The organism is Nitrosococcus halophilus Nc 4 (genome assembly GCF_000024725.1).
GTDB classification, from domain to species: domain Bacteria; phylum Pseudomonadota; class Gammaproteobacteria; order Nitrosococcales; family Nitrosococcaceae; genus Nitrosococcus; species Nitrosococcus halophilus.
Genome location: NC_013960.1, coordinates 1,258,660 through 1,276,058, shown reverse-complemented (window position 1 = coordinate 1,276,058; position 17,399 = coordinate 1,258,660). Strand labels below are relative to the sequence as shown.

Below are 17,399 nucleotides of genomic sequence, written 5' to 3'. Positions count from 1 at the left end.
TTCAATTTCCTGGACAAGTTGTTTCCATAAAAGCCTCTCATTATCAATGCCTGAGATTACTGCTCCGCAGGGGATAATGCCGGGCGATGGCCTCGAAATCACGGTCATTATGGAGCAGCCATGCCCCATGCTCCAAAGCGGTAGCGGCGATCATGCAGTCCACTGGCTTACGAATAGTCATGCCTTTAGCGCGGAGGCCGCGATAAATAATCGCTGCTTGGATAAAGACTGATTGGGTCATGGGCAACAACAGCAGGGGCTCCAGTCGGGTTTGAGTGCGGCTGAAGGTCTGATCGTCGCGAATCCCCTGGAGGATCTCAGTCAGTATCACTCCGCATAGGGCCAAGTCCTCGCCCTGCCCTATTATCTCCTCCAGCCGTTGTACGTGCGGCAGGTCATGGCCACGGAAAAAGTCGATCCAAACACTGGTATCCACTAAGGTCATTCACAGACCTCTCCGCGCATCGCGCCTAGATCCCCCTCCCACTCCACCTGTCCTTTGAGTTCCAACAGCTTCTTTTGATTCTCGCGGCGTAACAGTTCGCGCAGGGCGAAGTCGACAAGCTCGCGGCGGGTCTTAAGGCCGGTGACACGCAGGCCCTGTTCGATCAGCTCAGGATCGATGACGATATTGGTACGCTGTCCTGAATGACTCATGGCAGTCTCCCATACACATATTTATAAAATCAGTGTGTATAGCCTACTCTACTGGCACCAAGATTTCCTCTCGCATAGCTTATAAAGGGTCAGTCTTCACATTCCAATATTCAACGCTATGTTCAGCTATTCTCGATGCATGGTGAAACTTTCAAAACTAGAATTTGCGCGCCTATTGTTCGAAAGGGATGCGGTAGTTGAATGGTGCCTATATGAAGTGCTTTAATCACTACCATAGCCTAGCAAAGCACCAAGAAACTATTTGCCAGAATTAACAAGATACGGGGTGTTGGAGCCACTGCGAGCTACCATGGTTGATAAACCGAAGGGTTGCCTTTGGAACAGCTATCTGCCAATGACCTAAGAGGTGAATATGGCTAAATGAGGAAGCGAGTAATGAAGGATAAATTTGATGGCTTTGCAGTCAATCTCTACTTGGATAAAGAGGGAGATTGGCTTGCACATTTTGTTGAGATGGCAGAGGTTTCAGCGTTTGCCGACACCCCGGAGCAAGCATTGAATGAATTGGCCATAGCTTGGGAGGGAGTTAAGGAGAGCTATCGCAAGCATAGGGAAGAAGTCCCCGTGGCACCGTATAAAAAGACTTAGCGGGACCTTGAGGCTTGTGAATGCTGGCTACGATAGCTTTAGCTTCTCCCGAATCACTTGTGGCGGTGAAAGCTCACATTTCAATATGTGCTGTCACTACTGTCCCACTAAGAATTAACGAAAAAGGCCTGAAAACCAACTTGTTTTGATACAATGAAATCACGACAAATCATTGAAGAACAAGAAGGAGTTCAGGCCTTGGCACATCATAATACTGTATTTTCTCAGTTACTGAAACTAGTCCCGAGACATGAATTCGAGGTGCTGGCAAATCAGCACCACGAGGGCCGGAAACTACGCAAGATGACCCGTTGGTCACAATTTGTTTCCATGGCACTGGCACAGCTGTCAGGGCGCACTAGTTTGCGTGATGTGGTCAGTAATCTATCGGCTCAGGCCAGAAAACTCTACCTTTTAGGTGCCGTGCCGGTGAGCCGCTCCTCTCTAGCCCGGGTTAATGAGAAACAACCCTATGCACTGTACGAAGCGTTATTCGCCAAACTGTTTTCCCGCTGTCAAGGGCTCGCGCCCCGTCATGGTTTCCGGTTCAAGAACAAGCTCTACTCACTTGATGCTTCTACTCTCGATCTGTGCCTGAGCGTCTTTCCCTGGGCGAAGTTTCGAACCACCAAGGGGGCCGTCAAGCTCCATGTCGGTCTGGATCATGACGGGCTGCTCCCCGCATTGATGACCGTCACTAACGGCAAAGTCCACGATATTACCGTGGCCCGTACTTTGGCATTACCCAAAGGCAGTATCGTGGTCTTCGATCGGGGCTATACCGATTATGATGGGTATCATCAACTCAATACCCAGGGCATCTTTTTTGTCACGCGCCAACGTAAAAAGGCCCGCTATCGCGTGGTTGAACGCCGTAAAGTCGATAAATCCAAGGGCCTGACGAGCGATCAGACCCTCGAACTGACCGGCGCCAAGGCCCGAAACTGCCCGATCGCTCTGCGCCGCATCGGCTTTAAGGATTTTGACACCGGTATCCGGTATTGCTTCCTGACCAACAATTTTCATCTTGCTGCCAGCACTATCGCGGCAATCTATAAGTCCCGATGGCAGATCGAACTGTTTTTCAAATGGATAAAGCAGAATTTAAAGATCAAGCGTTTCTTGGGAACCTCAAAAAACGCCGTCATGACCCAACTCTGGATCGCCCTTTGTGCCTATTTATTGCTCGCTTATCTCAAGTTCGTCAGCAAAATAGACTGCTCTCTTCAGCAGATTATTCGATTGCTCCAGCTCAATCTGTTTGAGCGGCGCGACCTTCAAGCATTGCTACGAGGCGATCCGCCAGAACCAGAACTTCTACCTCTTCAGGCTTCATTGCAGTTTTCGTGAAAGTTTATGGGACAGTAGTGATGTGCTGTAGTCGGAGCACACTAGAAAGCTTACGACAGCATAGCCAAAGGACTTATCACAGCATTCCCGCCCCGTTTGAGCACATGGGTGTAAATCTGGGTGGTGCGAATATCTTGATGACCTAACAATTCCTGAACCGTGCGAATGTCATAGCCGCTTTCTAAAAGGTGGGTTGCAAAAGAATGGCGCAGGGTATGGCAACTGGCCGGTTTCTCAATCCGGGCGCGCCGCACCGCTTTTCTTATGGCGGCTTGCAAGGTCTTTTCATAGTAATGATGCCGCCGGACCAATTTTGTCCGGGGGTCCACGGAACGCTTCGGCGCTGGAAACACATATTGCCACCCCCACTCCTTATTGGCCTGGGGATATTTGCGCTCTAGGGCATAAGGAAGATACACGGCTCCAAAGCCCTGTGCTAAATCCCGCTCGTGCCACGTCTTGACCGTGGCCAGGTGACGCTTAAGGGGGACGATCAAGGGCTCAGGCAACAAGGTGACGCGATCTTTCCGCCCTTTCCCTTCTCGCACCCCTATGGCTTGGCGCTCAAAATCGATATCCTTAACCCGCAATCGCATACATTCCATTAAACGCAAGCCTGAACCGTAGAGCAGGCTTGCCATCAACCACTGCTCTCCTTCCAATTCCCCCAGTAATCGAGAAACTTCTTCTCGGCTCAACACCACCGGCAAGCGCTGAGGTTTTTTCGCCCTCACCACATTGGCGAGATCGCCTAGCGGCCGTTCCAAAACTTCTCGGTAAAGAAAAACCAAAGCATTCAGTGCCTGGTTTTGTGTCGAAGCTGCTACATGCTTCTGACAAGCCAGATAAGTCAAAAATTCGGAGACTTCCCGCTCGCCCATCTCAAGGGGATGACGTCTTTGGTGAAAGAGAATAAAGCGCTTAATCCAAGCCACATACGCCTGTTCCGTTCGGATACTGAAATGGCGAACACGGATGGCTTGGCGAACCTGCTCTAAAAAAGGGGATTTTGCCATGCAAGAATTAAGATATTTTAAGCGTTGCTTAATTCTACATAACACATTTTTAATTAATTGTGATCTGATTCACAATACATTGATTATAAAATTAAAATTATTTATTTTAGGTCAAATAATTTGTATTATATGGAGAATAATTTTCTGTTATAAAATAGATTTTTTATATCTACTCAATGTTAGGCTTCAAACCAACACATAAGGAGAAGTAATGGAAATTTTTATCCTCTGGCTATTTCTGAGTATCATCGCAGGCGTAATCGCAAGCAATAAGGGTCGCTCCGGCTTTGGATTCTTCCTTCTTTCGGTAATATTAAGCCCCTTAATCGGTATCATTGCGGCTCTGGTAGCAGGGGAAAATAGAACTAATGTAGAAGAAAAGAAAATATCATCTGGAGAAAATAAAAAATGTCCGTACTGCGCAGAAATCATCAAGAGTGAAGCGGCGGTATGCCGTTACTGCGGCAAGGGCGTTTAAGCCATGAAGCATTATATTGTGGCGGCAGGTGTTTTAATTCTAATTTACGTTGTGTACATTTGGTTCAACGGCTGGTCGGTCGCATCTCAAAGATGTGACGATGGTAAATTAAATAAATTAGTAGCCGCAATGGATATTAAATCACTATCCAATGCTCCATTTGGCAGTATTGCATTGGAAGGATATAAGGCAAAAATCAATCAATGTTATGACCTATCCACTTGGAAGTAATAGTTGAGGATTTTGGTATTAAAAAGCCTAACAAGGCAAATGCACTCGGACGGCAAAAAGCACCGCTCCTTCGTCGCTCTGCTTTTTGCCGCCGGTGATTTGCAGCGTTATGCGGATGAAATAGTAGCTATCGAATGATTCCTACGGAATGCAAGATGGAAGACTTGTCTGCGCTAGAGGGGCAGGTTATGACCCTGACAGCGAATCTGGTATTCGGCCCCGGTGATAAGAATATTAGCCGCCGTACAGCGTTAAACCGAAGACTTTTCGTTCGGCTTGTCGACAAGGGATTAGACGAGTACGAAACCGCCAGAAGGCATATCCTGGCGCAGCTTGCGGAAAAACAACGGACTCCTGATGAGATGGCTGAGCAAGGACGCGTCATCTATATGTTGAAGTTTGTGGACCATATGGAAAATTGTATATGCACAGTACGTCGCATACTTCGGCTTCTGAATCATCTCAAAGGAAATCAGGACGGACTGGAGTTCCCGAGAATCGTCAGGAGACAGATCGACTCTCTTGCGGACGACGTCGTGGACATGCGAAATGTTGTGGAGCATATGGATGACGAGATCCAAAAAGACAATATAGAAGAAAACGAGTCCGTTATGATCCAATTACTGGACTCTCAAGATGGTGTAAAAGTAGCCGGAGAATCTCTTAAGTTCTCAAGGCTGGGCACATTGCTTCGACGACTTCATGAGCTTTCGAAAAATATGGCCGAATGGAGTGCCGAAAGTAGTGAAAAATCATCTGCATAACAAGGGCGCTGCACACCGACGCTTGACCCCGTCGCGCCTTTGTTGCCACAAAGCCGCGCCGGCCTCAAGCGCGGGTGAGCGCCAACGTTGGGGCTCACTACTAGGAAAAGGACCAACAAAGGGGTCAGGTCTTGTCTATTGCTATTGTGGATTTACGGTAATATGCTTGATTCATCCTTTACACAAGGAAATTAATGCATATTTCGCCCCACCTTCACCATTCGCGCATCCAACCAATGATTAAAAGCTGTTGGACAACCTTGGTAATTCAAAATTCAAGGCCAAAAGATACCCCCATTATCATTAAAGGAGTCAGTAAGCACTTAGAGTTTGGTGGGTACGGCGCTGACATACCTTAAGCTACCCTACTAAAAAAGGGCTTTTCCAGCAGTTTTTGAAGTTCTCGGGGAATCACCAAACAACACTTAGATTTCCAATCTTCTCCTTGGCAGTAGTACTCCATTGGAGTACATTAACTTAAGCATGATCACTGTCGCTGAAACTCAACCCTATCGTAAAAAAGCCAAAAAGCTACTCTCAGAAGAAGAAAGAAATTATCTGATTGCTTATCTTTCTGAGTACCCTGCTTCAGGGACTATCATTCAAGGCACTAACGATGTCAGAAAACTTCGATGGACAAGAAATGATAGTGGTAAAAGTGGCGGATACAGAATAATTTATTCCTTTCATAATAAGTATCGGCGTCAGAGCTTGCAATCCAACATTTGGTCGCGTGTAAGACATGCGATCATGTTTTTCCGTCACTGAGTCAGGAACTGGATCCGCTTGATATAGGCGCGCGCACCCCCGCTTGTATCTTCCGTATTCATCTGGAAGCTGAAGGAGGTAATAGGCGGAACTTCCGACCGAACGAATACCATGCGAAACGTCTCGTCGAGGTCGATCTCGGTGCTCACTGTCTTGCCCGGCGGAGGATTGCACGGCCGGCACAAATAGCGCCCACCTTTTTGATAATAGTTGGCTGTATACACCTTCCCCGGCTGTGCATTTTCGCTCAGGAAAACAGAGATGAAATACGGCGCGTCGGGAACGAAGAAACTGCCACTTTCGATTCCTTCCTCGCCAAACGACACCATCACAGCGATCGGAACGCGATAAACGCCGCCTTCCCAGTCCGCACCCTCGGGATAGCGCTCGACGCCCCAGTCCACCCGGAGGCGACTCGCGCCGCCCACATCCATCTTCCGTACAAACAGTCCCGCTTCTTCCCCGTCAGTGCTCAGCGTCAAGCCATTCTCGTTAAATCGGGGATTGAGCGCCTTAGCGTCAAGACGCAACTCGTAGCCGCGATTTTGCAGCCAGGTGACAGCTTCGCCGGCTGGTTGCTCGGTGAAATCCACCGTATGGACGGCAGAGCTAGCGGAATCCTCGCCATGTACCGGACCAACCAAAAACGCGCAAACCAATCCGCGAATTGTGACCCCCAGCCGATGACCGACGTTAGGAAGTTCCACCTTGTGCTGAGCTACTCGCATCAGTAAGTTCCAGATCGCACTGCCAAGCTCCATAGAGGGGCAATGTAGCAGAGAATAGCACGAAATGCGACAGAACGCTGGGGTTCAGATTCTGGGATCAAACATGGCTTCCGACTGTCAGTCCGTGGCATTTTTCCGGCCCCGTGACCGTGATGTGCTACTGGAAACAGTGGCGCAAGGTGCGCACCAAAGTCCGCAACCTGCTGGCCTTCGGGACGCACAAACGGCAGGCAATTCTGACCGCGCGTAGTAGCAAGAGCTACTGGCACTTGTCGCGGTCGCTGGCCACCCAAACAGGAATGACCAATGACTGATTGAAAAGCCAAGGCTTGATCTCGGTGCGTGACAGGTGGATGAAAGCGGATGGGTATGCCTGATCTTGTCGTGTGCTCCCTTCGCATGAACCGCCGTGGTACGTGCTCCGTATGCCCGGTGGTGTGGGAGGAGAGGCATCGTGAGGTGCCTCCCTATCCCGATTAGCCGAAAGAAAAGATGCCAATAAGCACACATATATGCTAAAATTGGCTTCATGAAGCCTTTCAACTGGAAGCATATTAAAAATCATCAACTTATAGAAGAACGTCAAAAAAATACGGAAATATTTGGGGTCAGAGTAACATTTATCTATTATCATTGCCTTTTTGACTCGTAAATTAGGTGACGCAATGGCAAGATTAACCCGAGTTGCCCCTGTCGGCGTGCCTCAACATATCCTACAGCGAGGAAATAACAGGCAGGTCTGCTTTGCCAGTGAAGAAGATATGAAAGCGTATCTCAATTGGCTCAAAGAGTTGTCCCTGAAGCATCAGGTCGATGTGCATGCCTGGGTCTTGATGACAAATCATGTGCATCTGCTGTGTACCCCTTGGAAAGAGAATGCCATTAGCCGTATGATGCAATCAATCGGTCGCCTGTATGTTCGCTATTATAATCATACCTACCAGCGCAGTGGCACGTTGTGGGAAGGTCGTTTCAAATCTTGTTTGGTGCAAAGTGAGCGGTATCTGCTTGAACTCTATCGCTATATCGAGTTAAATCCGGTCAGAGCGGATATGGTTGATGATCCCAGTGACTATAGCTGGTCGAGCTATGCGATCAATGCATTGGGCGTGGAAAGTGAATTACAAACGCCGCATCCAGAATATCTGGCTTTAGGGAAATCGAAAAATGAGCGGTTGAGCAACTACCGTGATTTGTTTAAAGCGCATGTCGGAACAGACCTATTAAAGAAAATCAGGGAGAATATTAATAAAGGGCTGGCGCTGGGAAACGAGCGGTTCACGTCACAAATAGAAGCATTAACCAAGCAACGCGTCACGGCAAGAAAGCCAGGAAGGCCACGAAATCGTAATATTGAAACATGAATGTTACTCTGACCCCGAATATTCCCCGAATATTCTTACTCTGACCCCGAATATTAAATCTGATCATGAACGGGCACGGCGGGAAATGGAAAAACGCGCCGAAAAAATCGAAGCGCAAAAAACACTAGCGATTCAAAAACACAAAGAATTCATAAGAAATCTGGGTGTTGAATACCAAGGCGTTCAACCACTTGAGGCTAAGCAACATCGTATAACGCATTGCTATTCATGCAAGGAGCATCTTGATAGCAACATAAATATCCAATGTGCATCATGCGGTTGGCTTATTTGCTCATGCGGCGCATGTGGTTGCGATTATGAACATTAAGAGAAATCATCTAACAATCACATCCAGCCGACCCAAAAACCACTACGCGCTTTTCGGCTGGCTGATGTGAGGCGTTAGGGCTGTCAAAACTGATCATAGTGACCTCCGATGGCGAAAATATAGATGTATTTATCATCGAACTTATACACGATGCGGTCTTTTCGACTAAGGCGCCGGGACCAAAGGCCGGAAAGGCTATGTTTCAACTGTTCAGGTTTTCCCATTCCTGTAGTGGGGTCACCACGCAGCATTTCTTTTAATACGCTACGCAGCGCCTTATGTAGTTTTTTGTCGCGTTCACGCAGGTTCTCGTATGCGGTCCAGGTATTGCCTTCAAAGACCAGTGATCTCATCCATTTCCTCGGCTGAAGGCCTGTATCCTGTTCCCTTCTCGTGGGTACACAATGAATCCGCTATTTGTCGCATTAAGTCATTGTTCTGCAATACAAATAGTGTTTCTTGCTCACGTTCCCAATCCTCGGCGCTCAACACCACGAAATCGTCACCACCGCGGCGCGTGACCTTCAGCGGCGCATGCCTACTAACCACTTGTTCTACCAGAGTTTTTAAATTATCTCTAAACTTATTTACACTTACGCTATCCATTGGTCGATGTTCTCAGTTGTACGATGATCCCGTACAATATAGACAAAAAGCCCTAACAAGGCAAATCAACTCGGACAGGTTTCGTCGCTGCGCTCCTCAACCTGCCGGTTATTTGCAACGTTAGCTGAAAAAGGGAAAAGAAAATTGGCCTATATCCTAAAGCACTGGCGCGGCGAGTTTTCGCTGGCAATATCCTTCTGGGTTAACGTATTTCTCATCAACATGGGTATCCGCATTTTTGAAGTGTGGTTAACGGAAGCATCCCCAATCGAAAACCCTGTTGTGGCATCGCAGGTTACTATTGCCTATGTTTTTATAGCGCTTGCTGTTGTTTATCCTTGGCAAATAATAGGGTTATGGCGTTCTGCAAATAAACATGTAGAGGAAACGAAAAAGGGATTTTGGCCAGGTGCCGTTAAAGTCTTGGTTGTACTAGGCCTCCTTGGAACCTTTGGCAATATGAATGTTTCATGGCCAGTATATAAGGATTTATATCAAATTGGCTTTGGAAAGGATGAATACGGAGATTATAAGGTAGAGTTGACTGAGCACGGAAACCTTATTCATTTGAAGGGAGGCCTAGGTTTTGGTATTTCAAAAGAAGTTAAACAATTGGTGTCTAAGAACCCCAATGTTAAAGGCATCATACTCGATAGCCTTGGCGGAAGAATCTATGAAGGCAGAGAGCTTTCTAAAATCATACTAATTAATGGTCTTGACACTTACACATTAAAAGGCTGTTACTCTGCGTGTGGTACGGCATTCATATCTGGTAATAAACGCTTTCTAGCGAAAGGTGCAAACCTCGCTTTTCATCAATATAAATCAGGAGCACAAAGTCTTGACCCTTATGTTGATATGCCCGCTGAACAAAAAAAGGATTTAAGGATCTATCAAAGGCGAGGTATTAGCCAGGAATTTATCGATAGAATATTCAAAGCAAATAAAGATGATTTATGGTACCCGACCATTAAAGAAATGTTAAATGCCGGAGTCGTACACGAAGTAGTTAATCCTTCTAATTTAAAGCCGATTGAATATGGCGCTATCAATAAGGCCGACTTGGAAGAGGCATTCAAAGATATTTCAGGATTCCAAGCCATTAAAAAATATGAGCCTAAAACGTATCAAAATATCATCAGTAATATGGAAGCTCAGATGGAAAAGGGTGCGAGCATGATTGAGATACAACAGAAAGTAGGGGCTTATATACAGGGCGCCTCTAAAAATACCTAAAAATACGCAAAAATGACCGACATCAACTCCGCTGATTTTTCATGTAACTTGATCGGGAATTTCGCTGTCCGATTGTGTGGGGTCTTTGGGGTCATGGGGTCTTTGGGGTCAGAGTAACATTTATCTATTATCATTGCCTTTTTGACTCGTAAATTAGGTGACGCAATGGCAAGATTAACCCGAGTTGCCCCTGTCGGCGTGCCTCAACATATCCTACAGCGAGGAAATAACAGGTAGGTCTGCTTTGCCAGTGAAGAAGATATGAAAGCATATCTCAATTGGCTCAAAGAGTTGTCCCTGAAGCATCAGGTCGATGTGCATGCCTGGGTCTTGATGACAAATCATGTGCATCTGCTGTGTACCCCTTGGAAAGAGAATGCCATTAGCCGTATGATGCAATCAATCGGTCGCCTGTATGTTCGCTATTATAATCATACCTACCAGCGCAGTGGCACGTTGTGGGAAGGTCGTTTCAAATCTTGTTTGGTGCAAAGTGAGCGGTATCTGCTTGAACTCTATCGCTATATCGAGTTAAATCCGGTCAGAGCGGATATGGTTGATGATCCCAGTGACTATAGCTGGTCGAGCTATGCGATCAATGCATTGGGCGTGGAAAGTGAATTACAAACGCCGCATCCAGAATATCTGGCTTTAGGGAAATCGAAAAATGAGCGGTTGAGCAACTACCGTGATTTGTTTAAAGCGCATGTCGGAACAGACCTATTAAAGAAAATCAGGGAGAATATTAATAAAGGGCTGGCGCTGGGAAACGAGCGGTTCACGTCACAAATAGAAGCATTAACCAAGCAACGCGTCACGGCAAGAAAGCCAGGAAGGCCACGAAATCGTAATATTGAAACATGAATGTTACTCTGACCCCGAATATTCCCCGAATATTCTTACTCTGACCCCGAATATTCACAGTATGACCCGTGCCACTGGTTGACATAAACTACAACATAACTACAATGTAGTGTATGAGCCACCTGGAATTCGAATGGGATCCTCAAAAGGATGCTTCCAACCAGCAGAAGCATTGCGTCTCGTTTCAGGAAGCCAAAACTGCCTTTACGGACGAGTACGCCCGTTTGATTGCAGATCCAGACCACTCTGACGAGGAGGATCGGTTCATTTTGCTGGGCACCAGCATTCACTCTCGCCTGTTGGTTGTGTGCCACTGTGTTAGGTCGGGAGAGACTATACGGATTATTTCCGCGCGCAGGGCTGATAAGCGAGAGAGACAGGTTTATGAAGGGTACCGACATGCGTGATCATTACGATTTCTCCAAATCAATCAAGAATCCGTACGCCAAGAAGCTCAAAAAGCAAGTCACGATACGGCTGGATGAAGATACTATCGAGTATTTCAAGAAGCTTGCCGAGGAAAAGGACCTTCCCTACCAGAGCCTTATCAATCTGTATCTTCGAGATTGCGCTCAGTCGCATAAAGATCTCAAGCTAGAGTGGCAATAACTGTTAATCGGGTAAGGGCGGGTTTTTAACCCGCCCTCCCCACACCACCTAGCATGCGCACAAAGGGATCAGATCTTGTCTATTGCCATTTGTGGGAAAGCAGGTAACCGCCAATTCACCGCTTGTAAACCTCCCGGCGATTGCCAATCCGCACCACCAGAATCAGCAATTCGCTATCCTGAATGTCGGCGATAATACGATAATCACCGGCACGATATTTCCAGAACTCGTCCAGCTTCGAGACCTTGAGGGGATCGCCGATACTGTGTGGGTCGTCCAGCTTCGCGATCCGATCATTCAAAAAGCGTAGGAATCGTGAAATTTAACTCCATCAGCCCATAGTTCAATGTAGAATACATTGAGCGGGATGGAAAGTTCAGAAAACCGGGTTTTTCTACAACCTCGTTGGGCGGTGTTGATTAGTATACATATATTATGCATACTAACCGCATGGAGATCGAATTCGATCCAGAGAAGGCGGCATCGAACCTACGCAAACACCGCGTCAGCTTTGCTCATGCCGAGCAGGCGCTCCGAGATCCCCTTGGCATCACCATCGAGGATCCTGACTCGGAGAACGAGCCCCGCTTCGTCACTCTTGGCACCGATTCCCTGGGTCGAATTCTGGTCGTAGTCCACACACCGCGAGGAGATCGAGTCCGCATCATCTCCGCACGTAAGGCCAGCCGAAATGAGGCAAGGAACTACCATGCATAAAGAGTACGATTTCAGCAAGGGCAAGCGAGGCCCAGCCATCGAATCCCCCGGCAAAACCCGTATCACCATCATGTTGGATAACGACATAATCGAGGCATTTCGGGAGCGTGCCGAAGCAAGAGGCATCGGGTATCAAACCGCAATTAATGAGGCTTTGCGAGCAACTCTTAACGATGAGAATGTCCCGTTAACCGCTGGTAAGCTTCGGGAGATTCTCCGGCAAGAGCTGCACCATGCAGACTAAGCGTCCAATCGGGTAAGGGCGAGTATTTAGCCCGCCCTCCTCACGCCACCCATAAAGGGGTCACATACGCACAAGGTCAAACAGAGGGGTCAAGTCTTGTCTATTGCAGACTACAAACTTGCGGCAATATCCGGTTCATGAGCCATACTCAATCATCATCCCTCCATCAAGCTAAGTGCCAAGATCCCGATACCCCCGCAGAACACCAGCGGAAAGAGAGGGGGTTGTCAACACAGCTTGGCAAATATCCGGCAATGACGTATGATTTTATTTATGCACACCGTTGCCGAAACTGAGATCTTCCAGCGCTACGCGGCATCCCAGTGGTCGGAGCAGGAGCATGAGGCGTTCATCAACTCTGGATTGCCGCTAATCCCTCGGCTGGGGAGGTCATCCCTGGTTCTGGGGGCTGTCGTAAGGTGCGTTGGTCGCGTGCGGGGATAGGCAAACGTGGTGGCGTGCGGGTGATTTATTTCAACGGCGAGGATGGCCGTATCTGGCTGCTGATTGTTTATGCCAAGGCTAAATTCGACAGCCTGTCGGCTAAATTTCTCGCCAAACTCAATCAGGAGGTAGAACGTGGATAAGGAAATGGAACAGTTTGAAAGTGATTTACTCGAATCGGTACGCCAGATGAAAGCAGGCAAAGCGGCGCGAGTGACCTATGTAGCGGTCCCGCCCCTGGTGGAGGTGCGCAACCGTGCCGGTTTTACCCAAACACAATTTGCCGCATTATTGGGGGTTTCAGTGCGCACCTTGCAAGAGTGGGAACAGGGCAGGCGTCAGCCTTCGGGAGCCGCGAAGACTCTGCTACGGATCGCAGAAAGGCACCCAGAGGTGTTGCGGGAGCTAGCAGAGTCTTCCTGAAGCCAAATCGTTGCACCAGTACAAAATAATTACTAGTAAAAGCATAAAAGAGCATAAAAGTAAAAGTAAAAGGGTCAGATCTTGTCTATTGCCATTTGTGGGAAGGTAAGCAACCGCCAATGCACCGCTTGCAAAACCTCCCGGAAACTGCCAATCCGCACCACCAGAATCAGCAATTCGCTATCCTGAATATCGGCGATAATACGATAATCACCGGCACGATATTTCCAGAACTCGCCTAGTTTCTTGCCCTTGAGAAAAGTGGTGTCAGGTCTTGTTAAATGCATTAGAAGCGCTGCACTGGGCTCTCCTATATTCTCTAAATGTCACCGCTAACAACGTTCACGGCTTCGTCCCCTTGGTTTTAATAGCAAAAAAGTATCTTCGAGAAAATGTCTAGAACATACGACGAAGAGAGAGTAAAATTCATTGTGGTACTCTCATTTTTACAGGCTGGAGGTGACTTCCAGCTCAGCCTTGTTAGGCCCGTGTCGGATAGGTGAATAACTGATGTGAAGGATGCTGGATGAGGTAGTCAAATGCAACGGCAATTCACGCTTGAATATTGGATTGATGATGGATGGTACGTGGGTAAATTAAAGGAAGTACCAGGGGTATTCAGCCAAGGTGAGACACTTGAAGAGCTAGAGGAAAATATCAGAGATGCCTACTCAATTATGCTGGAAGAAGAAACTCCTATTGCTCATCCTGCTCACTCAGGAGCAAAAACTAAGGATATTACGGTGGATGTCGTGTGAAGCGAGGGAATTTTATTCGAGAACTTGTTAATGCAGGTTGTTACTTGAAGCGACATGGAAAGAAGCACGACATCTATGCAAACCCACGGAACGGGAAACAAGCTCCAGTACCACGGCATCCAGAAATCAAGGAGAGTCTTTGTTAGCTTATCAGAAGGCAATTGGGAATCAAAGGCAAGTAATTAGAAAGCGCAAAAAGAAAAAGGGGTCTACCATCGGATTTTGCAGGTAGCCAGCAAACTTTAAAAGGAAATCGGTGCACATTCAAGCACAAGAGATTGGGGCGATTCTACAAGGCAAGGAGCATGGCCGGAATTCAACCAGGTCAATAAGAAACAGATTCGACTACAGTTGGCCGCTTTAAATACCACAGGGCAGGTTGAAGTGGCTATTAAAAACGGTGCTTGTCGACATTCTCCGCAAGCCAAGCCTTAATCAGTGATTGATAAGGCACATCTCGCTTGTTGGCCTCGATCTTGATGCGCTCCAAGAGCGCTACCGGCAGGCGCAGCGAGATGGTCTTCGTTGATAGCTTTAAATTTGGGAAGCGCGCGGGCTTTGCTTGACTCTAATCCACATAGTTGCTGGAGTCATGGCTCTCCCAAAAAGCTTGCTCCTCAGCCTCGGTCTTAAACTTAGGTAGCGTTTTCTTCGGCTTGGCCATAGAACGTCCTCTCTTTGCGGTGCAAATCGCGCGCGGAGATCACACGGATCAAGGTCCCAGCGGTGCGAAGGATAAAAGTAATATGCAGAAGCCGACCCTCGTCGGTCTTGCTCAAAGCGTAGTAGCGAGGCTCCTGCTAACTATATTTCGTGTCGGGTACCACGTCAAAAAAGCCTGCAATGTGAAAACTGCCCCCCCCACATGAAGAGCGCGTGTCTCCAACACTACACTCAAAACTGTTTTGCATAACCGAACATATTCCCCGCCGCTACGGTTGCGGATCCTCGTCCCGTACCGCATTGCAAAAAATATTCTTGACCTGCATCAATTTATTACATGAGTTTGGCGCTGAACGACCCAGCTTTGGCACACTTCCTGCCTCAACGGCAATAATACATAGCGTAAAGCGCTAATCCCACCTTATAGAAGCTGAGGTAGCCGCAGTACAGAGCATTAACGCTCTTTGAGAGAGGCTACTTCAAACCTATGGAGGAAGTCTGATGAACACACGCCCTAGAAGCCGATTTTTCCTTCGTTTCCTTTTGGCTTTCACTTTCAACATTCTCACAGGCCAGCTGCTGTTTGCAGCGGACCCTGACCCTGGCCTGGCGGCAGAGGGTGGCACAACGAAGTGCTGCATCGGGTCAGATTTCAACGCAGCAGGCCCATGGGCGCCAACCGAGGCCATCGCTTTTGGTGATTTCAATGGCGATGGTTACCAAGATGCGGCCTTAGGCATGCCGTCTTTCGATGTGGACAATGTCGAAGACGCCGGCGCAGTGCGGGTCCTATACGGCTCGAGCGAGGGGCTCACCACGACGGACGACCCGTCTGTCGACTTGGAGCTTTGGGATCAAGACCGGCTCGAAGTCTCCGGATCCGGGGAGGTTGAAGCCGGTGACCGGTTCGGGGCATCTTTGGCGGTCGGGGATTTCAACCAGGACGGCTACGAGGACCTGGCTATCGGATCACCTGGCGAGGACTCCTCGGCGTTCGAGGATAGCGGCCAGGTGGATATCATACATGGCTCGCCATCCGGACTGGTTGGGTGCCACTCTTGTAACAATAGGCATGAGACATTGGTTCGTGAGACGTTTGTTTTAGAGTCAGCGGGAACCAACTTCGGCTCCGCACTCGCTGCCGGGGACTTCCATGGCGATGGTTACCCGGATCTGGCCATCGGAAGCCCCGGAGAAGTCAACGCCGATGGAGCAATTTCCGGGGGAGTATTCTTATATACAGGCAGTTATTCCGAGTCTCCCCAGTGGTGGTATTTCGGTGGAGTCACCAGGCACTATGGCATCCGGTCCGGTTTTGGGTCTGCGCTAGCCGTCGGCAACTTCAACGGCGATAAGAATCCAGTCACCGGCCTGCCTTTGGACGATCTTGCTGTGGGCGCCCCCCACGACGATGTCCGTCTTGGGTCCTACTATTCTTTTGTTACAGGCGGAACCGTTCTGATTTATGAAGGTTCTGCAGACGGTCTGAAACACGACAAGACGTTCCATCAGGACGATCCTCTCCTTCCCACTTGTTCTTCTTACGGGAACAAACTCTGCGAGGTAGGAGGCAGGCTTGAGGACGGTGACCAATTTGGCGCGTCACTGGCTGTCGGTAACTTCGACGGTGATTATAACCCAGACACCAACTTGTCCTTGGACGACTTGGCGATCGGCGTTCCCGGCGAGGGGCACTGGCTTAAGCTCAGCCAAGTATCCGCCCCTGGGCCGTTTCCAGACGGAGTGGGCAAAGAATATGTAGAGGATGCCGGTGCGGTCAATGTGATTTTTGGGACCAGGACGGGACTCGAACCACAGGACAATCGGATTTGGCATCAGGACAATGGGTTTGACCACACGGACATGCCCGACAAGGTGGAGGCCGGTGACGGCTTTGGTTCAGCCCTGGCAGCGGGAGATTTCAACGACGATCTGCGCGACGAGCTGGCCGTTGGCGTGCCCTACGAAGACCTGGAAGGAATACCTCGGGCCGGCCTAGTGCATGTGCTGTTAGGGTCATCCACGCTGAAAGACTTGGAGGTCTGGCCTCACAATCGCGTTTGGAACCACCTTCAATTGGATAACCCGATCCGTTCGAACGATTGGTTCGGAGATGCACTGGGCGCTGGCGATGTGAACGGCGATGGAAAGATAGATCTGGCGATCGCCGCCCCGGTTCATGCCGACGTAGAAGGGTCTGTGGCGCACGTGCTGTGGGGCACCAGGCATCACTACGGGCCAGGATGGAATAAGTGGCAGAGTTGGTACGAGGCTACAAACAGGCTTGAAGAGGGACCGTAGTTATTTGGGATATGCTAACGCGCCGTGCAAATCGCAATTAGCCGGGGTCTACCATCGGATTTTGCAGGTAGCGGGCGAGCTTTAAAAAGGTTAGCCTAGGTTTAGGACGGGGGTGCAGGGCAATGGGGTCAGGTCTTGTATATTGCTGTTGTGGGTTTATGGTAATATACATGGTTCACATATTTCGCTCGACCTTCACCATTCGCGCATCAAACCAATAATTAAAAGCTGTTGGACAACC

25 protein-coding genes and 1 pseudogene are annotated in these 17,399 nt (G+C 48.6%); 17 read left to right on the top strand and 9 right to left on the bottom strand.

The annotated features are described in order from the left end of the window. Positions 1 to 43: 43 nt before the first annotated feature. Together vapC and NHAL_RS06300 are read right to left on the bottom strand one after the other, a co-directional pair. A complete protein-coding gene (vapC, locus tag NHAL_RS06305; protein WP_013032331.1) occupies positions 44 to 445 on the bottom strand; it encodes a type II toxin-antitoxin system VapC family toxin in 402 nt (133 codons plus the stop codon). Beyond that, a complete protein-coding gene (locus NHAL_RS06300) occupies positions 442 to 657 on the bottom strand; it encodes a type II toxin-antitoxin system VapB family antitoxin (RefSeq protein ID WP_013032330.1) in 216 nt (71 codons plus the stop codon). The genes vapC and NHAL_RS06300 overlap by 4 nt, the downstream gene beginning before the upstream one ends. Before the next feature lie 396 nt (positions 658 to 1,053). Here NHAL_RS06300 and NHAL_RS06295 point away from each other — a divergent pair, with 396 nt between their 5' ends. Together NHAL_RS06295 and NHAL_RS06290 are read left to right on the top strand one after the other, a co-directional pair. Next, positions 1,054 to 1,266, top strand: a complete 213-nt coding sequence (locus NHAL_RS06295) for a type II toxin-antitoxin system HicB family antitoxin (RefSeq protein WP_041354686.1) — start codon at positions 1,054 to 1,056, stop codon at positions 1,264 to 1,266. A 198-nt stretch (positions 1,267 to 1,464) separates the two neighbouring features. Beyond that, on the top strand, positions 1,465 to 2,616 hold the full coding sequence (locus NHAL_RS06290; protein WP_013032329.1) for an IS4 family transposase: 1,152 nt from the start codon (positions 1,465 to 1,467) through the stop codon (positions 2,614 to 2,616). 50 nt (positions 2,617 to 2,666) lie between these two features. Here NHAL_RS06290 and NHAL_RS06285 read toward each other — a convergent pair whose 3' ends face one another. Beyond that, a complete protein-coding gene (locus NHAL_RS06285; protein ID WP_013032328.1) occupies positions 2,667 to 3,632 on the bottom strand; it encodes an integron integrase in 966 nt (321 codons plus the stop codon). A gap of 211 nt (positions 3,633 to 3,843) precedes the next feature. On the opposite strand from NHAL_RS06285, the gene NHAL_RS06280 reads away from it, so the two are divergent. The 3 genes from NHAL_RS06280 (at position 3,844) to NHAL_RS06270 (ending at position 5,105) form a co-directional block, all read left to right on the top strand. Then, complete coding sequence (locus NHAL_RS06280) at positions 3,844 to 4,110, top strand: zinc ribbon domain-containing protein (protein ID WP_013032327.1); 267 nt, start codon at positions 3,844 to 3,846, stop codon at positions 4,108 to 4,110. 3 nt (positions 4,111 to 4,113) lie between these two features. Beyond that, the gene (locus NHAL_RS06275; protein ID WP_013032326.1) at positions 4,114 to 4,341 is read left to right on the top strand and encodes a hypothetical protein; all 228 of its coding nucleotides are present in this window, start codon (positions 4,114 to 4,116) and stop codon (positions 4,339 to 4,341) included. A 188-nt stretch (positions 4,342 to 4,529) separates the two neighbouring features. Then, a complete protein-coding gene (locus tag NHAL_RS06270) occupies positions 4,530 to 5,105 on the top strand; it encodes a hypothetical protein (RefSeq protein WP_157862491.1) in 576 nt (191 codons plus the stop codon). A gap of 761 nt (positions 5,106 to 5,866) precedes the next feature. Here the strand turns inward: NHAL_RS06270 and NHAL_RS19710 are convergent. Beyond that, positions 5,867 to 6,601: a DUF3047 domain-containing protein gene (locus NHAL_RS19710; RefSeq protein WP_049780590.1), complete on the bottom strand. Its 735-nt coding sequence runs from the start codon at positions 6,599 to 6,601 to the stop codon at positions 5,867 to 5,869. 665 nt (positions 6,602 to 7,266) lie between these two features. On the opposite strand from NHAL_RS19710, the gene NHAL_RS06260 reads away from it, so the two are divergent. Continuing rightward, the gene (locus tag NHAL_RS06260; protein WP_013032321.1) at positions 7,267 to 7,965 is read left to right on the top strand and encodes a transposase; all 699 of its coding nucleotides are present in this window, start codon (positions 7,267 to 7,269) and stop codon (positions 7,963 to 7,965) included. A 411-nt stretch (positions 7,966 to 8,376) separates the two neighbouring features. Here NHAL_RS06260 and NHAL_RS06255 read toward each other — a convergent pair whose 3' ends face one another. Beyond that, positions 8,377 to 8,646 carry a Txe/YoeB family addiction module toxin gene (locus NHAL_RS06255; protein ID WP_013032319.1) on the bottom strand — a complete coding sequence of 90 codons (270 nt, stop codon included), beginning with the start codon at positions 8,644 to 8,646 and terminating at the stop codon, positions 8,377 to 8,379. Continuing rightward, a complete protein-coding gene (locus NHAL_RS06250) occupies positions 8,627 to 8,899 on the bottom strand; it encodes a type II toxin-antitoxin system Phd/YefM family antitoxin (protein ID WP_013032318.1) in 273 nt (90 codons plus the stop codon). The genes NHAL_RS06255 and NHAL_RS06250 overlap by 20 nt, the downstream gene beginning before the upstream one ends. A 144-nt stretch (positions 8,900 to 9,043) precedes the next feature. On the opposite strand from NHAL_RS06250, the gene NHAL_RS06245 reads away from it, so the two are divergent. The 4 genes from NHAL_RS06245 (at position 9,044) to NHAL_RS06230 (ending at position 11,608) form a co-directional block, all read left to right on the top strand. Continuing rightward, positions 9,044 to 10,135: a COG3904 family protein gene (locus tag NHAL_RS06245; RefSeq protein WP_013032317.1), complete on the top strand. Its 1,092-nt coding sequence runs from the start codon at positions 9,044 to 9,046 to the stop codon at positions 10,133 to 10,135. Between the two features lie 261 nt (positions 10,136 to 10,396). After that, a complete protein-coding gene (locus tag NHAL_RS06240; protein WP_238985456.1) occupies positions 10,397 to 10,999 on the top strand; it encodes a transposase in 603 nt (200 codons plus the stop codon). A 113-nt stretch (positions 11,000 to 11,112) separates the two neighbouring features. Continuing rightward, positions 11,113 to 11,406 carry a BrnT family toxin gene (locus NHAL_RS06235; RefSeq protein WP_013032316.1) on the top strand — a complete coding sequence of 98 codons (294 nt, stop codon included), beginning with the start codon at positions 11,113 to 11,115 and terminating at the stop codon, positions 11,404 to 11,406. After that, entirely contained in the window at positions 11,399 to 11,608 is a 210-nt protein-coding gene (locus tag NHAL_RS06230; protein ID WP_013032315.1) for a BrnA antitoxin family protein, read from the top strand. The genes NHAL_RS06235 and NHAL_RS06230 overlap by 8 nt, the downstream gene beginning before the upstream one ends. Positions 11,609 to 11,723: 115 nt before the next feature. Here the strand turns inward: NHAL_RS06230 and NHAL_RS06225 are convergent, their stop codons facing one another. Further along, on the bottom strand, positions 11,724 to 11,930 hold the full coding sequence (locus NHAL_RS06225) for a type II toxin-antitoxin system RelE family toxin (RefSeq protein ID WP_275261115.1): 207 nt from the start codon (positions 11,928 to 11,930) through the stop codon (positions 11,724 to 11,726). 113 nt (positions 11,931 to 12,043) lie between these two features. Between NHAL_RS06225 and NHAL_RS20210 the strand changes: the two genes are divergently transcribed. The 4 genes from NHAL_RS20210 to NHAL_RS06205 all read left to right on the top strand — a co-directional run bounded on the left by NHAL_RS20210 (position 12,044) and on the right by NHAL_RS06205 (position 13,436). Continuing rightward, complete coding sequence (locus NHAL_RS20210) at positions 12,044 to 12,325, top strand: BrnT family toxin (protein WP_013032314.1); 282 nt, start codon at positions 12,044 to 12,046, stop codon at positions 12,323 to 12,325. Further along, a complete protein-coding gene (locus NHAL_RS06215) occupies positions 12,318 to 12,569 on the top strand; it encodes a BrnA antitoxin family protein (RefSeq protein WP_013032313.1) in 252 nt (83 codons plus the stop codon). Before NHAL_RS20210 ends, NHAL_RS06215 begins: the two co-directional genes overlap by 8 nt. Before the next feature lie 419 nt (positions 12,570 to 12,988). Next, the gene (locus tag NHAL_RS21805) at positions 12,989 to 13,156 is read left to right on the top strand and encodes a hypothetical protein (protein ID WP_238985454.1); all 168 of its coding nucleotides are present in this window, start codon (positions 12,989 to 12,991) and stop codon (positions 13,154 to 13,156) included. A gap of 4 nt (positions 13,157 to 13,160) precedes the next feature. Continuing rightward, the gene (locus tag NHAL_RS06205) at positions 13,161 to 13,436 is read left to right on the top strand and encodes a helix-turn-helix domain-containing protein (protein ID WP_238985453.1); all 276 of its coding nucleotides are present in this window, start codon (positions 13,161 to 13,163) and stop codon (positions 13,434 to 13,436) included. Between the two features lie 74 nt (positions 13,437 to 13,510). Here the strand turns inward: NHAL_RS06205 and NHAL_RS06200 are convergent, their stop codons facing one another. Continuing rightward, positions 13,511 to 13,723: a type II toxin-antitoxin system RelE family toxin gene (locus NHAL_RS06200; RefSeq protein ID WP_013032311.1), complete on the bottom strand. Its 213-nt coding sequence runs from the start codon at positions 13,721 to 13,723 to the stop codon at positions 13,511 to 13,513. A 252-nt stretch (positions 13,724 to 13,975) separates the two neighbouring features. Here NHAL_RS06200 and NHAL_RS06195 point away from each other — a divergent pair, with 252 nt between their 5' ends. Further along, positions 13,976 to 14,194 carry a type II toxin-antitoxin system HicB family antitoxin gene (locus NHAL_RS06195; protein ID WP_013032310.1) on the top strand — a complete coding sequence of 73 codons (219 nt, stop codon included), beginning with the start codon at positions 13,976 to 13,978 and terminating at the stop codon, positions 14,192 to 14,194. Next, complete coding sequence (locus NHAL_RS22335; protein WP_083761367.1) at positions 14,191 to 14,340, top strand: type II toxin-antitoxin system HicA family toxin; 150 nt, start codon at positions 14,191 to 14,193, stop codon at positions 14,338 to 14,340. The genes NHAL_RS06195 and NHAL_RS22335 overlap by 4 nt, the downstream gene beginning before the upstream one ends. A gap of 245 nt (positions 14,341 to 14,585) precedes the next feature. Here the strand turns inward: NHAL_RS22335 and NHAL_RS06190 are convergent. Further along, positions 14,586 to 14,858: pseudogene (locus NHAL_RS06190) on the bottom strand (BrnA antitoxin family protein). A 500-nt stretch (positions 14,859 to 15,358) separates the two neighbouring features. Between NHAL_RS06190 and NHAL_RS06185 the strand changes: the two are divergent. After that, complete coding sequence (locus NHAL_RS06185; protein WP_013032309.1) at positions 15,359 to 17,158, top strand: FG-GAP repeat protein; 1,800 nt, start codon at positions 15,359 to 15,361, stop codon at positions 17,156 to 17,158. The last annotated feature ends 241 nt before the right edge of the window (positions 17,159 to 17,399 follow it).

Coding starts and splice junctions, on each gene's coding strand:
- vapC (WP_013032331.1), bottom strand. CDS start 445: ATGACCTTAGTGGATACCAGTGTTTGGATCGACTTTTTCCGTGGCCAT.
- NHAL_RS06300 (WP_013032330.1), bottom strand. CDS start 657: ATGAGTCATTCAGGACAGCGTACCAATATCGTCATCGATCCTGAGCTG.
- NHAL_RS06295 (WP_041354686.1), top strand. CDS start 1,054: ATGAAGGATAAATTTGATGGCTTTGCAGTCAATCTCTACTTGGATAAA.
- NHAL_RS06285 (WP_013032328.1), bottom strand. CDS start 3,632: ATGGCAAAATCCCCTTTTTTAGAGCAGGTTCGCCAAGCCATCCGTGTT.
- NHAL_RS06280 (WP_013032327.1), top strand. CDS start 3,844: ATGGAAATTTTTATCCTCTGGCTATTTCTGAGTATCATCGCAGGCGTA.
- NHAL_RS06275 (WP_013032326.1), top strand. CDS start 4,114: ATGAAGCATTATATTGTGGCGGCAGGTGTTTTAATTCTAATTTACGTT.
- NHAL_RS06270 (WP_157862491.1), top strand. CDS start 4,530: ATGACCCTGACAGCGAATCTGGTATTCGGCCCCGGTGATAAGAATATT.
- NHAL_RS19710 (WP_049780590.1), bottom strand. CDS start 6,601: ATGCGAGTAGCTCAGCACAAGGTGGAACTTCCTAACGTCGGTCATCGG.
- NHAL_RS06260 (WP_013032321.1), top strand. CDS start 7,267: ATGGCAAGATTAACCCGAGTTGCCCCTGTCGGCGTGCCTCAACATATC.
- NHAL_RS06255 (WP_013032319.1), bottom strand. CDS start 8,646: ATGAGATCACTGGTCTTTGAAGGCAATACCTGGACCGCATACGAGAAC.
- NHAL_RS06250 (WP_013032318.1), bottom strand. CDS start 8,899: ATGGATAGCGTAAGTGTAAATAAGTTTAGAGATAATTTAAAAACTCTG.
- NHAL_RS06240 (WP_238985456.1), top strand. CDS start 10,397: ATGAAAGCATATCTCAATTGGCTCAAAGAGTTGTCCCTGAAGCATCAG.
- NHAL_RS06235 (WP_013032316.1), top strand. CDS start 11,113: ATGAGCCACCTGGAATTCGAATGGGATCCTCAAAAGGATGCTTCCAAC.
- NHAL_RS06230 (WP_013032315.1), top strand. CDS start 11,399: ATGCGTGATCATTACGATTTCTCCAAATCAATCAAGAATCCGTACGCC.
- NHAL_RS20210 (WP_013032314.1), top strand. CDS start 12,044: ATGCATACTAACCGCATGGAGATCGAATTCGATCCAGAGAAGGCGGCA.
- NHAL_RS06215 (WP_013032313.1), top strand. CDS start 12,318: ATGCATAAAGAGTACGATTTCAGCAAGGGCAAGCGAGGCCCAGCCATC.
- NHAL_RS06205 (WP_238985453.1), top strand. CDS start 13,161: ATGGAACAGTTTGAAAGTGATTTACTCGAATCGGTACGCCAGATGAAA.
- NHAL_RS06200 (WP_013032311.1), bottom strand. CDS start 13,723: ATGCATTTAACAAGACCTGACACCACTTTTCTCAAGGGCAAGAAACTA.
- NHAL_RS06195 (WP_013032310.1), top strand. CDS start 13,976: ATGCAACGGCAATTCACGCTTGAATATTGGATTGATGATGGATGGTAC.
- NHAL_RS06185 (WP_013032309.1), top strand. CDS start 15,359: ATGAACACACGCCCTAGAAGCCGATTTTTCCTTCGTTTCCTTTTGGCT.